Origin of the sequence: Kribbella capetownensis (assembly GCF_004331485.1) — a bacterium.
GTDB classification, from domain to species: domain Bacteria; phylum Actinomycetota; class Actinomycetes; order Propionibacteriales; family Kribbellaceae; genus Kribbella; species Kribbella capetownensis.
Genome location: NZ_SJKD01000001.1, coordinates 2,051,457 through 2,063,845, shown reverse-complemented (window position 1 = coordinate 2,063,845; position 12,389 = coordinate 2,051,457). Strand labels below are relative to the sequence as shown.

Genomic DNA, 12,389 nt, shown 5'->3' with positions numbered 1-12,389 from the left:
CGGCAAGCTCACACCCATCGAGTTTGAGATGATTCAACCGGTCGCACTCGCGGCCTGAACCACCACACCCCGCGAGTCAACTAATCCCGGGGCAGTCCCAACCTCGGCGGTTGAGGCTGAACGGACGGACCGTGTTGTCGTCGGCCAGCGCTCGCCCGGCGTCGAAGAGGGCGAACTGGTATGGCTCGACCAGGTATGCGGCCGCTACGACGATGCGATCGACACGGCGCGTGCTGATCAGGGTCGCAGCGTCGGCGAGCGCCGTACTGGCTGAGACGCAGGCGCTGGTGTAGATGCGGCGCTGACCGAAGTCGCAGTCCGGCGCTGAGTGGAGTGCGAGCAGGAGTGCCGTCGTACTGCGGTCGACGCCTGCTTGCGCGCAGGCGGTGGCGATCGCCAGGTCCAGTTCTTCTTCCAGCGTGCCGGTTTCGGCGGCGGTCGCGGCGTACCGGACTCGGCGGTTGCTGGCGTCGAAACGCCGTACCTCGGTGAACGCCGGAGCGCCGGTGAGCTGCGCCTCCGGTCCGCGGCCGAGCGCGGTCAGGATCGAGAGGCCGGTGACGGAGACCGGTCGCGGTTCAGACATGGCTGGTCAGCACCTCGGCGATCACGGTGACGGCGTCGTCGACGGTGGTCATCCGCTCGAGCTGGTCGTCGCCGAGCTCGACGCCGTACCGCTGCTCGACCTGGTGGACCAGCCAGGCCAGCTCCATCGAGTCGATCCGGTCCGTACCGGGTGGTCGCTCACCGAGGCCGGCGAGCCAGCCGATGATCTCGTCCCGCCCGGGCGGTGGTGGGTTCGAGTTCATCAGACCTGCTGGGCTACCCGGCCGGCCACCTCGGTGGTGAACTCGCCGACCGTCATCAGCGCGAGCTGCTCGGACTCGTCGTCGGAGAACCTGACCCCGAACCGGTCCTCGACCCGCACCGACAGATCCGCCAGCGCCAGCGACTCCAGATCCACCCCGGCCGGCCCGAGCGTGGTCTCGTCGTCGACGCCCTCGGTGTCGTAGTTCATGTCCTGCAGTTGCGCGATAACAAAAGCGCGAACCTCATCCTTCATCGAGATACCTTCCTTCTGTGGGTGATTCGGTACATGTCTGGGTGGCGCCGGCCGGCGCCGAGTCGCGCGCCACGGCTCACGCGCTGCTGCTCGACCTCGCGGGCACGCTGGTCAGCTCGCCGTCGCTGCATCACGCGGACAACGGACAGCCGTACGTCGACGGGTTGGCGGTCAGCCTCAGCCACAGCCGCGATCTCGTGGTGGTTGCCGCGTCTGTGTCGGGTCCGCTCGGGGTGGACGTCGAAGACATCCACCCCCGCGAGGTGACCGCCCTCGCACAGCGCTGGTTCGACCCCGCCGAACTCCAGTGGATGTCCGGGCAACCCGACTACTTGATCGCCTTCCTTCACCTCTGGACCGCCAAAGAAGCAGTAGGCAAAGCCCTCGGCCGGGGCCTGAGAAACTCCGGCCTCCGCCGCCGCATGCCACTCGGTGGTGGAGCGGTCGAGTCGGAGCCCGAGCTGGTGGTGACGTACGTGCCGTGGGAAGGGGCGGTGGTCGCGCTTGCTGCCGGTGCCGGTCTCACGGAGGTTGTGGTGACCGCGCATCACGGGGTGGCCTTGCGGAGGAGGGTGGTGTCTCGGACCAGTTTTCCGGTGGTTGTGCGTGGGAGTTGATCCATCAGACGGAGGGTTCGGGGCCGCTTGTACGACGCCAGGAGTCGCGCGAGTTCGGACTCCAGGGCCGAGACGTCGCGGCGCTCCTTCAGCTGCACGTAGGCGGTGATGGAGCCGTCGAAGACGACGACGGCTGCCTCGACGCCGCGGAGGGTGCTCACCGTGTACTCGACCTCGGTCAGGTCGACCTTCATCCCGCCGACAGACACTTGCGAGTCGAGCCGGCCCTTGATGCTGACCAGACCGGTCTCCGTGTCGACCACTCCAGCGTCGCGCGTACGCAGCCAGCCGTCCGCCCAGCGAGCAGGATCGGACAGCCCGAGGTACGGCGATTCAACCCGCCGGACATGGAGTTCGCCGTCGACGGCACGGACCTCGATCCCTGGCGCGGGCCGGATCGCCGGCCGGTGTTCGCCGTACAGGTCGGTGCCGATGACCCCGACCTCGGTCATCCCGTACATGTTCCCGAGCGGTACGCCGTACTTGTCCTCGAACGACCGCGACACCGGGGCCGGCACCAGTTCCCCGCCCGTCGTCATCCGCTTGAACTGGGGCAACTTCGGCGGCTCCTGGACCGACGCGAGCAATCCGATGTGGAAGGGCACCCCGAGAACCGTCGCCGGCGAGGTCCCCGCAGCAATGGCCTGAACGATCGCGTCACCCGTCAACCGCGCCGGCGGCACCAACTCGACGCCGGCATGCAGTCCGTAGAGCAGACCTCCGACCAGTCCGAGCACATGCACCATCGACGGCAGCAGAATCAACCGCTCACCCCGCACCGGCACCCCGTCGATCCGCGTGTACCGCAGTACCTCCTCGACGAGGTCCTCCGCCGTCCGCCCGATCACCTTCGACGGTCCGGTCGACCCGGAGCTCAGCTGTACGACGGCGTGCGCGGTCCCGGCCGGATGACCCGAGTAGCTGGCCACATCGGTGTGCACCTCGACGAACGTCCGCAGCCCCGACTGCACCGGCCGCTCCGGCGACACCACGACCTGCGGAACCAGCCGCTCGATCGCCCGCCGCACCTCGTAGTCGGTCAGCCGGTGATCCAGCAGGATCGCCTGCCCACCACTGCGCCAGACCGCCAGCAAATGCGTCACGAAAGCCATTGAGGGGGGCAAACGTAAAGCCGCCGCGCCGCCGGCTCGAAATCCCGCGTCGCGGAGTTCCGATTGACGATCCCGGACCAATCGGCGCAGTTCCCCGCGACCAACAGGATCCGGAAGGCGAAAACAGATATCAGTGGCCGGACCGGCGAGCAGGACGTCGTCGACCCACTGCGCACCCTGGGTGGTTCCGGGCACCACGACAGTACCGTGATTGGTCATCCGAGCTCCGAAGTTCGTTGCACACAAAGGATTCGAAGACCAGGACCTCCACCAAGGTCTGGCGATGACGCGACGATACGACACGATCACACAACTGCGCTATGGACCAGAAGTGATGGTCCAACTACCGTTCGCAACCTCTTGCGGAGGCCCGAACGAGCCCGGAAACGAAACCTGTCAGAAAACGCCAGGAGGTTAGCCACTCAAGAAATGCGCAGTCGCCGCGAGGGTTTGCCTGCGGACAAAAAGATGGCCCGGCAATGAATGCCGGACCATCGTCGTGAGGATTATTTCAGGCGGGTGCGCCGAGGGTGGTGAGGGCGCTCGCGACCCGGCCCTGGGCGGCATCGAGGGCGGCGCGGGCTGCTGGGATGGTGACGCCGGTGAGCAGGTGGACGAGGGCCGGCTTCAGCTCGCCTTCGGCCGCGGCCAGGGCGGCTTCGCAGGCCTGTTCGTCGGCGCCGGTTGCCTCGGCGAGGATGCGCAGCATCCGGCCGCGGAGCTTCTTGTTGGTGGCGACCAGGTCGACCATCAGGTTCGACCAGGTGCGGCCGAGCTTGATCATGAGCGTGGTGGAGAAGGAGTTCAGGATCAGCTTCTGCGCCGTACCGGCCTTCAGTCGCGTCGAGCCGGCGATCACCTCGGGACCGGTGTCCGGGGCGATCACGATGTCAGCCAGCGGCGCCAGCGGAGCGTTCGGGTTCGACGTCACCAGCACGGTGGTCGCACCGGCCGCTCGGGCCGCCTTGAGGGCACCAGCGACGTACGGCGTACTCCCGGAGGCAGCGAGGCCGATGACGATGTCCTGGCCGGTCACAGCGGCCGCGTCCTCGGCGCCACCCTCCTCGGAGTCCTCGACGTTCTCGACCGCCCTGAGCAGTGCGTCCATCCCGCCCGCGTGGTGCGCGACCACGAGGCCCTCGGGCGTATGAAAGGTAGGCAGCAACTCGGCGGCATCCAGTACGGCGAGACGTCCCGATGTCCCGGCGCCGAAGTAGTGCACCCGGCCACCGCCGCGGACCGCCTCGACGGCGGCATCCACGGCCTTGGTCAACTCGGGGATGACCAGTCCGACGGCACCTGCGACCCGCGCGTCCTCGTTGTTCACCAACTGCAGGATCTCGGACGTCCCCACCGCATCGATGGCGAGCGTCCTCGGGTTGCGCTGCTCTGTCGGTGAGGTCACAGCTCCGATGTTAGTTTCCTACTGAAGGATTTTCAATTCCGTTCATCCTTGACAGAAACTGTTGACGTCACTCAGAGCCCTTGAGCCGGTGACCACGGACCGAGGTGGCCGTCTCCTCCAGCGCCTTGCGCGCGTCCGGCAGCACCTGCTGGGCGACCCCGATGAACAGGCAGTCGATCACGGTCAGTTGCGCGATCCGGCTGGACATGGCCCCGGACCGGTACGTCGTCTCCCGGGCGGCCGTGGTCAGCACCAGATCCGCCGTCTTGGCCAGCGGCGAGCGGGGGAAGTTCGTCACCGCGACCGTGGTGGCGCCGTGCTTGGCCGCCTCCTCGAGCGCCTCGACGACCTCGACCGTCGTACCGGTGTGGGAGATGCCGATGGCCACGTCGCCGTCCCCGAGCAGCGCAGCACTGGGCAGCGCGACGTGGACGTCGGACCAGGCGAACGCGACCCGACGGATCCGGTGCAGCTTCTGCTGCAGGTCGAGCGCCACGAACGCGCTCGCGCCGAACCCGTACAGGTCGACGCGAGGCGCGTTCACGACCGCGGTCACGACCTTGCCCAGGGCGTCCACGTCGACCTGCTGGGCGGTCTCCCGGACCGCCCGCTCGTCGGCGAACGCGACCTTGCCGACAACGTCGGCCAGCGAGTCGCCGGGCTCGATGTCGCCGCCCACCTCGGGCCGCACACTCTCCTGCGCCGACTGGGCCGCCAACTGCAGGCGGAGCTGCGGATAGCCCGGGACGCCGATCTGCTTGCAGAACCGGATGACCGTGGTCTCCGAGGTGGAGGCCACCTCGGCCAGTTCGGAGATCGTCATCGCGGCCACTCCGCCCGGGTCCGCGAGGACCGCGTTCGCCACCCGCTGCTCGGCCGGCGCCAGCGCGGGCATCACCGCGCGGACCCGGACCAGCAGCGGCCCCGTGGGTTCTGGAGAGGTCGTTGAATTCATGACAGCCACGGTACGGCGCCTATGCACGAAGTGGGGTCACCGACGCGAAAGTCTCCAACCTGAAGCGACAAATGATTCAGGCGTTCGCTCTCCGTCGAGAAGAACATCGCGTCCGTGCGTGATCTTCACACCGTCGACGTACACACCGCGGCCCTGGTACAGCGGATCGGAGGCGTAGCGCCACCGGATCGTCTGCGCGCCCTCGCCGAGTTCGGCCGACACCTGGTGCCAGTGCCGGTCGCCGGAGCCGCTGATCGATCCGTCATGGTCGATCACCGATCCCCGGTCCCGCACGGTGAACGGCAGCTTCGTCCAGGTGGTCCCGTCCGTGGACGTCTCCAGGTACAGCAGATCCGTGTCCTCGGTGTCGACGAACAGGTCGAACGCGAGCTTCGCTCCCCCGGCCGGTACGGCGACCTGCGTGGCCAGAGTGGTCGTCGCGTTGTCCGTCGTACCGGAGAACCAGGCGTCCTTGCCGTGCTGGGGACCGACGCCGAGGGCCAGGGCAAGCCCTTGCACGACGGCTCGGCGGGCCGGGTTGTTGCTGCCCCAGTTGCGGCTGGGGTGGACCCGGTTGGTCAGCAGGATGGCGAACGAACGCGAGTCGAAGTCGATCACGATCGACGTCCCGGTGTAGCCGGTGTGGCCGGCCGTTCGCGGCCCGGACAGGCCGCCCATGTACCAGCGCTGGTTCAGCTCGAAGCCGAGGCCGTGGTCGTTGCCCGGGAAGGCCTGGTTGAAGTTGGTGATCATCGCGGTCACCGAGGATTCCTTGAGGATCCGGGCGCCGCGGTAGCTGCCGCCGTTCAAAAAGGTCTGGGCCAGAACGGCGAGGTCGTCGGCGGTACTGAAGACGCCGGCGTGACCGGCGACGCCGTCCAGCGACCAGGCGTTCTCGTCGTGCACCGAGCCCCAGACCATGCCCCGCGGCGGTGCCGTCTGGTATTCCGTCGCGGCGATCCGCGGCTTCTTCTTCGGGTCCGGGTTGTAGCCGGTGTCGCGCATCTGCAGCGGCTTGGTGATGCCGTCGGCAACCAGCTTGTCGAGCGTCTTGCCGGTCACCCGGTGCGCCAGCTCGCCCAGCGTGATCAGGTTCAGGTCGCTGTAGAGATAGGTACTGCCGGGCGGATTCTGCAGCTTGGCGGTGAGCGCGAGTTGGAGCCGCTCCTCCGGCGTCTTGCCGGTGCTCCACAGCGGCAGCCAGGCCGGGAACCCGGTGGTGTGCGTGAGCGCCTGCCGGACCGTGATGGCTTCCTTGCCGTTCGCGGCGAACTCCGGCACGTACGTCGCGATCGGGGTGTCGAGGCCGACCTTGCCCTTCTCGACCAGCTGCATCACCACGATCGAGGTGAACAGCTTGGACACCGACGCCAGGTCGAAGATCGTGTCGGTGCGCATCGGGATCTGCTGGTCGGCCGGCAGTTCTACAGGGCCCTCGCCGGCTGAGTTCACTGTGTACTTCAATGCCATCCCGGTGGCGGTCCGGGTGACGACCTTCCCGTCGTGGCCGAGGAGCGTGACCGCGCCGGCGTACAGGGGTTTCGCCGTACCGCTCGGACGGGTCCAGCCGTCCACCTGGGCCAGCGCGGCGTCGATCGGCGCCGGGTCCAGGCCGGCCTTCGCCGGGGTCGAGTCACGCAACAGCGTTCCCTTCGGTGCGTAGCCGTCGTACGGCTGGTCGAACCGGCCGGATCTGTTGCCACTGGCAACTGCAGGGCTTGCCATCGTCAGCATCACCGCTGAGGCTATCGTGAGCGCCGCGACGCGTTTCACCGGTGGGCTCCCTTGTAGAGCAGGTACTTGGCGCGGCGCGCGGTCCACGCGTCGGTCTCGGACTTCCAGGCCGCGACGATCTGCTCGGCGGTCGCGTCGGCCATCAGCATGGTGCGGAACCGGTCCGACCCGGTGAGCAGGTCGATCCACCGGCCGGGCGGGTTCTCGGCCCGCCAGGTGAACTCCGGGTAGAGCTTGCGGGCCTCGACGATCATGTGCGTCGCCGCGGTGATCGCCTCGACCTTGGCCGGGTCGGTGATCTGCACCTGGACACCGCCACACAGCACGTTCGCGTTCTTGCTGATGAACGGCGTGAAGTACGCCTCCCGGAACTCGACTCCCGGGATGTCCTTGTGCTGCAGCGCCTGCGCCCACTTGTAGTCGACGTACGGCGCTCCGATCAGCTCGAACGGCCGGGTCGTACCGCGTCCCTCGGACATGTTGGTCGCCTCGAACAGGCACATGCCCGGGTAGACGAGCGCGGTGTCCGGGGTGGGCATGTTCGGGCTCGGCATCACCCAGGGCAGCCCGGTGTCGTCGTACAACTGGTCGCGCTTCCAGTTCTGCACCTGGATGACCTGGAGCTCCTTGAGCCGCGGGCCGCCGGTGTCGAGCGGCAGGTACTCGGCGTTGAACAGCCGGGCGAGCTCGCCGACCGTCATGCCGTGCTGCTGGATGATCTCCTCCTTGCCGACCCCTGAGGTGAAGCCGGGCTTCATCATCGGGCCGCGCGCGTACCCACCGACCGGGTTCGGCCGGTCGAGTACGACGAACCGGGCGCCCGTGGTGATGGCCGCCTGCATCGCCGAGTACATGGTCCAGATGTAGGTGTAGAACCGCGCGCCGACGTCCTGGATGTCGAAGACGACCGTCTCCACCCCCGACTTGGTGTAGAGCTCGACCAGCTTGTCCACGGTCGCGCCGTACGCGTCGTACACCATGATCCCGGTGCGCGGATCGACGTGGTCACCCTCGGAGCCGCCGGCCTGGGCCGAACCACGGAAGCCGTGTTCGGGTCCGAAGACCGCGACCACATTGACCTTCCCGGACGCGTGCATGGTGTCGACGATGTGGTTGAAGTCGGGCAGGATGCCGGTCGGGTTGCTGATCACCCCGACCTTCTGACCGGCCAGCGCCCGCCAGCCGTCCTTGGCCAGCACCTCCGCGCCGGACATCACCGCCTTGCCGCCGTGAGAACCGCCGGCGTGAGCCGCGGGTACGTCGATCAGTGGGGCGGCGGCGAGTACACCAGCGCCCGCCAGCAAACTGCGTCGCTTCATCAGATCTCTCCTTCGGGCAGGGGCGTCAGGGACGGAACGACAGGTCGGCTACCACGGGGCGATGGTCGCTGGCCGCTTGCTCAGGAGGCACCGCCTCAGGAGGCACCGCGACCCGCAGGACGTGCAGTCCCGTGCCGACAGTGACGAAGTCGATCCGCTTGACCGGATCAACCGCAGGATAGGTGTTCGGACCGCCGGAGGTCGTGCCGGTGGCGGTCCAGCTGTCGGTCAGCCGGGTCCACAGTCCCGCGAGCTCCGGAGCGGTCGCCTCGGCGTTGAAGTCACCGGTGAGGATCTGCAGGTCCTTGCGGCGGTCCCCGGCCAGGATCTTCACCGTGTCGCGGACCTGGGCCTCCCGAACCGACGGATCCGCCCGGTAGTCCAGGTGCGTGCAGTAGACGTGCACGCGGCGGCCACGGACGTCGATCTCGGTCTCGAGGAATCCGGGCGCCGGGGCCGGCACCGGGTTCGGGTCCTGGGTGGACAGCCGGGTGATCGGGTGGTTCTCGGTCCGCACCAGCGGGAACCGGGACAGTACGCCGACGCCGTACTGGCGACGCGGCTGACCGGGCACGGGCGGGTCGAGGTCGTAGATCGGCGCGAACCCGGCGTGCATCCCGAGCGTCGCGGCCAACTCGGCGATGGTGTCGCGCCACTCGCTGCGGGCGTCCCAGTGAACGTCGACCTCCTGCAGCCCGATCACGTCGGCGTTCAGCGCCTTCAGGGCCTGCGCGGTCCGGTCGAGGTCGAACACGTTGTCCTCGCCGGCCCCGGCATGAATGTTGTACGAGGCAACAGTCAGCCGGGTCTGCCGCTGGTCGAAGCTGAGGCCGTGACCGAAGGGGTGCAGGGTCACGGACGGATCGGGCTGCGCCGGGATCGCGACCGGCAGCTTGCCGGTCGGCGCCAGCTCGCCGTACAGCACCTTGGCCAACGCCTCCATGGAGACCGCCGCGTAGCCGTAGGTCGCGAGCGTCGTCGACGCGGACGGGAAGTAGGCGACGTCGTACGGATCGCGGACGGCGACCAGGATCAGCGGCCGGCCGGTGGCCAGCAGCGCATTGACCAGCTTCTGCTGCTTGGCCTGCTTGTCGGTGACCTCGGTGTCCCAGGCCTTCATCGTGAGTACGACGGTGAGGTCCGCGTCCGCCGATGCGGCGACGGCATCGTCGATCTTGGCGTCGGTCGGCGTCGCACCGGTGTCCTTCACGACCGCGCTCGCCCCACGGTCCTGCAGTGCGGTCCCGAGCGCCGCCGGGCTGTAGCCGGCGACCAGGATCTTCCGCGGCGCCGGGGACAGCGGCAGCAGGCCGGCGTCGTTCTTCAGCAGGGTCGTACTGCGATCGGCGATCCGCTGGGCGGCGGCGTAGTTCGCCGGTGTTCCGACGACCTTCGCGACGCGGGCGAGGTCGACGTACGGCTGGTCGACGACGCCGGTCTGGAGCTTCAGCTTCAGGATCCGCTCGACGCTCTGGTCGATCCGGGCCTCGCTGATCCGGCCGCCACGGACGGCGTCCAGCACCGAGTTGTACGCGAGTCCGGGGTCGACCGGCATCAGCAACTGGTCTACACCGGCCTCGATCGCCCGGAGCGGGATCTCGGCGTCGCCGTACTTGTCCCGCACGCCCTTCATGCCCAGCGAGTCGGTGATCACGACCCCGTCGAATCGCAACTGCTCGCGCAGGATCCCGGTCAGGATCGGCTTGCTCAGCGTCGCCGGGTCCTCGGCCGGGTCAAGGGCCGGTACGACGATGTGCGCGGTCATGATCGATTCGATCCCGGCCCGGATCGCCGCCTCGAACGGCGGCCGGTCGATCCGCGTCCACTCCTCCAGCGTGTGGCTGATCACCGGGATGCCGGTGTGGCTGTCGGTCGCGGTGTCACCGTGGCCCGGGAAGTGCTTGGCGGTGGACACGATCCGGCCGTCCCGCTGGTACCCCTTCACCTGCTCGGCGGTCAGGGCGGCGACCACCGCAGGATCAGATGAGAAGGACCGGACGCCGATCACCGGATTGAGCGGGTTCACGTTCACGTCCGCGACCGGGGCGAAGTCCGTGGTGACACCGACCGCCTTCAACTCCCGGCCGCCGATGCCCCCCGCCTGCCGCGCGTACTCCGCCGACCGGGTGGCGCCGAGCGCCATCGCGCCCGGGAACTGGGTCGCCGGCGGCCCGACCCGGAACACGACGCCGTGCTCCTGGTCGGTGCTGATCTGCAGCGGGATGCCGCTGTCGGCCAGCGAGGCGCTCTGCAGTCCATTGGACAGCCGGGCGATCTGCTGCGGGTCCTTCACGGAGTCGGTCCAGGCGAAGTAGATCACCCCGCCGAGGTGGAACTTGCGCACCACCTCCGCCGGCGTCGCGACGCCGTACAGGCTCGTGTTGCGCGCATCGGCCGTGTCCGCTGTCGGCCCGTAGGCGTAGCAGACGAACAGCTGGCCGACCTTCTGCTCCAGCGTCATCCGGCGCAGGGTCTCGCGGACCCAGCGATCGGTACCTGCTTGGGCGGTGGTTGTTCCGGCAACCGTCGTACCGGCGACTGCTGCCGCCGCGAGTCCGAGGGTCTGACGTCGGGTCAGGTGCAAGGCGAAAACCCCCACAAGTAATTGAATTACAGGCGCTCCCCCGCGACGTGAAAGTTACCGACGACGAACACGGGGGGTCAAGGGGGAACTACGAACTGACGTTATGTAGTCGTCGGCCGTTCAACCGAAATGTCCACAGTTGGCCGGAGCTTGGCGGCCGCGGCGAGGGCCTCGTGAGCGGGGTTGTCGAGGAACTGCTTGACCAGGGCTTGGTCAGCGGGGGCGTCGACGCGAGGTAGGGCGATCTGCTCGTAGGCCGCCTGGAACCGTGGGCCCCAGCGGCGGGTGCCCAGGCGGGCGGTGCGGGAGCAGTTGTCGACCATGTAGGCGACGTCACGGGCGTGCATGTAGGGCAGCAGCGAGTCGACCGCCTCGATGACGGACTCGTTCACGATCTCGGACCAGGCGTGGCCGCGGACCGCGAACTCGTCGACCTGAGCGGTCATGGTGGCCACGAACAAACCCGCCGTCAGCGGGTCGACTACCGTCGGCGCGCTGTCCCGGCGGGCGTGGGCCTGCGCGCTGTGCGACCACATCGGGCTGCCGGCGATCGGGGACATCGGGCGGGTGGCGAGGCGCTGCTCGGCCAGGATCACACTGCGCAGTTCGGTGCCCTCGGCAACTTCATCGTAGATCTCGGCGACCAGGTCGCGAGCCGGCCGGTAGGCGGCGGAGTACGCCCGGTCGAACAGGTCCTCGTCACCCGTGGCCGCCCGGACCGCCGCCAGGCCCGAGTCCGAGATGGTGCGTGCGATCGGACCGGTGATCGACTCGGTCGATCGTTCGTACGCCGTCACCGGATCGGCGCCCGCGATGACGAAGTGGCGGTAGAGCGCCTCCACCAGACCGTGCACCGCGCCGAGCAGGATCGCACGCTCACCGACGATGTCGGACCGGTACTCGTCGGCCAGCGTGGTGGCGAACGTGTACGGCGACCCCAGCCCGATCGACCAGGCCAACGCACGGTCCGTCGCGTGACCGTCCGGGTCCGCATGGACGGCGATGCTCGCGTTGATGCCGGCGCCGTTGACCGTCGCGCCCTGCTGGTACAGCCGGCGTACCGAGTCACCCATCCCCTTCGGGCACACGGCGATCACCGGATGACCGGCGGGGAAGTCACTGCCGATCGACTGCAGATGACCCAGCAGGAAGCCGTGCGACAGCCCGATCGTGGCACCGGGCTTGAGCACCGCGAAGATCTTCTCGTGCTCGGCCGCGAGCGCCGCGTCGGCGATGACCAGGATCACCAGATCCGAATCCGCGGCGACCGCCAGCCAGTCCCCGAGGGTGCCGTTGTCCTCGGTGAAGCCATGCGCGCGGGCATCGTCCGCCGAGCGCGAGCCCGGCCGCAGCCCGACGGACACGATCACCTCGGTCCCGGCCAGCGAGTCCCGCAGGTTTTGGGCCTGGGCGCTCCCCTGCGGCCCCCAGCCCAGGACGCCGATCCGCCGTACGCCGTGCAAGGCCTGCGGAAGCAACGGGAACAGGTCACGGCCGCCACGGACGATCGTTTCCGTGCCGCCCGGAACAGTCATGGTCTCGGTCCGGAAGACCGACGAGGTGAGGGGGTTCATGTCCTTCAGCTAAGGTCAATCGCAGC

General features: G+C 68.4%; 11 protein-coding genes. 1 reads left to right on the top strand and 10 read right to left on the bottom strand.

Translation table 11 applies throughout. The features are described from left to right. Nucleotides 1-76: 76 nt before the first annotated feature. The 3 genes from E0H75_RS10235 to E0H75_RS10225 are packed head-to-tail and all read right to left on the bottom strand — an operon-like array spanning nucleotide 77 to nucleotide 1,063. Nucleotides 77-586, bottom strand: a complete 510-nt coding sequence (locus E0H75_RS10235; RefSeq protein WP_131512896.1) for a beta-ketoacyl synthase N-terminal-like domain-containing protein — start codon at nucleotides 584-586, stop codon at nucleotides 77-79. Further along, nucleotides 579-809 carry an acyl carrier protein gene (locus tag E0H75_RS10230; protein WP_131360905.1) on the bottom strand — a complete coding sequence of 77 codons (231 nt, stop codon included), beginning with the start codon at nucleotides 807-809 and terminating at the stop codon, nucleotides 579-581. The genes E0H75_RS10235 and E0H75_RS10230 overlap by 8 nt, the downstream gene beginning before the upstream one ends. Then, nucleotides 809-1,063 carry an acyl carrier protein gene (locus tag E0H75_RS10225; RefSeq protein WP_131512895.1) on the bottom strand — a complete coding sequence of 85 codons (255 nt, stop codon included), beginning with the start codon at nucleotides 1,061-1,063 and terminating at the stop codon, nucleotides 809-811. The genes E0H75_RS10230 and E0H75_RS10225 overlap by 1 nt, the downstream gene beginning before the upstream one ends. 17 nt (nucleotides 1,064-1,080) lie before the next feature. On the opposite strand from E0H75_RS10225, the gene E0H75_RS10220 reads away from it, so the two are divergent. Next, nucleotides 1,081-1,680: a 4'-phosphopantetheinyl transferase family protein gene (locus E0H75_RS10220; RefSeq protein ID WP_131512894.1), complete on the top strand. Its 600-nt coding sequence runs from the start codon at nucleotides 1,081-1,083 to the stop codon at nucleotides 1,678-1,680. On the opposite strand, the gene E0H75_RS10215 is transcribed toward E0H75_RS10220, so the two are convergent. The 7 genes from E0H75_RS10215 to E0H75_RS10185 form a co-directional block, all read right to left on the bottom strand. After that, nucleotides 1,611-3,011, bottom strand: coding sequence for a class I adenylate-forming enzyme family protein (locus E0H75_RS10215; RefSeq protein WP_131512893.1), 1,401 nt, complete (start codon nucleotides 3,009-3,011; stop codon nucleotides 1,611-1,613). The genes E0H75_RS10220 and E0H75_RS10215 overlap by 70 nt on opposite strands. Nucleotides 3,012-3,303: 292 nt before the next feature. Continuing rightward, entirely contained in the window at nucleotides 3,304-4,197 is an 894-nt protein-coding gene (murQ, locus tag E0H75_RS10210; protein WP_131512892.1) for an N-acetylmuramic acid 6-phosphate etherase, read from the bottom strand. A 67-nt stretch (nucleotides 4,198-4,264) separates the two neighbouring features. Beyond that, nucleotides 4,265-5,152: a MurR/RpiR family transcriptional regulator gene (locus tag E0H75_RS10205; protein ID WP_131512891.1), complete on the bottom strand. Its 888-nt coding sequence runs from the start codon at nucleotides 5,150-5,152 to the stop codon at nucleotides 4,265-4,267. A gap of 36 nt (nucleotides 5,153-5,188) precedes the next feature. Next, on the bottom strand, nucleotides 5,189-6,925 hold the full coding sequence (locus E0H75_RS10200; RefSeq protein WP_238162918.1) for a serine hydrolase domain-containing protein: 1,737 nt from the start codon (nucleotides 6,923-6,925) through the stop codon (nucleotides 5,189-5,191). Continuing rightward, nucleotides 6,922-8,205: an exo-beta-N-acetylmuramidase NamZ family protein gene (locus E0H75_RS10195; protein ID WP_131512890.1), complete on the bottom strand. Its 1,284-nt coding sequence runs from the start codon at nucleotides 8,203-8,205 to the stop codon at nucleotides 6,922-6,924. Before E0H75_RS10195 ends, E0H75_RS10200 begins: the two co-directional genes overlap by 4 nt. Before the next feature lie 25 nt (nucleotides 8,206-8,230). Then, nucleotides 8,231-10,789 carry a glycoside hydrolase family 3 N-terminal domain-containing protein gene (locus tag E0H75_RS43990; protein WP_238162917.1) on the bottom strand — a complete coding sequence of 853 codons (2,559 nt, stop codon included), beginning with the start codon at nucleotides 10,787-10,789 and terminating at the stop codon, nucleotides 8,231-8,233. 101 nt (nucleotides 10,790-10,890) lie between these two features. Continuing rightward, on the bottom strand, nucleotides 10,891-12,363 hold the full coding sequence (locus E0H75_RS10185; RefSeq protein WP_131512889.1) for a ketol-acid reductoisomerase: 1,473 nt from the start codon (nucleotides 12,361-12,363) through the stop codon (nucleotides 10,891-10,893). Nucleotides 12,364-12,389 lie beyond the last annotated feature (26 nt).

What these genes read in the sequence shown, in the direction of transcription:
- E0H75_RS10225 (WP_131512895.1), bottom strand. Translation starts at nt 1,063, where the DNA reads ATGAAGGATGAGGTTCGCGCTTTTGTTATCGCGCAACTGCAGGACATG.
- E0H75_RS10235 (WP_131512896.1), bottom strand. Translation starts at nt 586, where the DNA reads ATGTCTGAACCGCGACCGGTCTCCGTCACCGGCCTCTCGATCCTGACC.
- E0H75_RS10195 (WP_131512890.1), bottom strand. Translation starts at nt 8,205, where the DNA reads ATGAAGCGACGCAGTTTGCTGGCGGGCGCTGGTGTACTCGCCGCCGCC.
- E0H75_RS10215 (WP_131512893.1), bottom strand. Translation starts at nt 3,011, where the DNA reads ATGACCAATCACGGTACTGTCGTGGTGCCCGGAACCACCCAGGGTGCG.
- E0H75_RS10230 (WP_131360905.1), bottom strand. Translation starts at nt 809, where the DNA reads ATGAACTCGAACCCACCACCGCCCGGGCGGGACGAGATCATCGGCTGG.
- E0H75_RS10205 (WP_131512891.1), bottom strand. Translation starts at nt 5,152, where the DNA reads ATGAATTCAACGACCTCTCCAGAACCCACGGGGCCGCTGCTGGTCCGG.
- E0H75_RS10185 (WP_131512889.1), bottom strand. Translation starts at nt 12,363, where the DNA reads ATGAACCCCCTCACCTCGTCGGTCTTCCGGACCGAGACCATGACTGTT.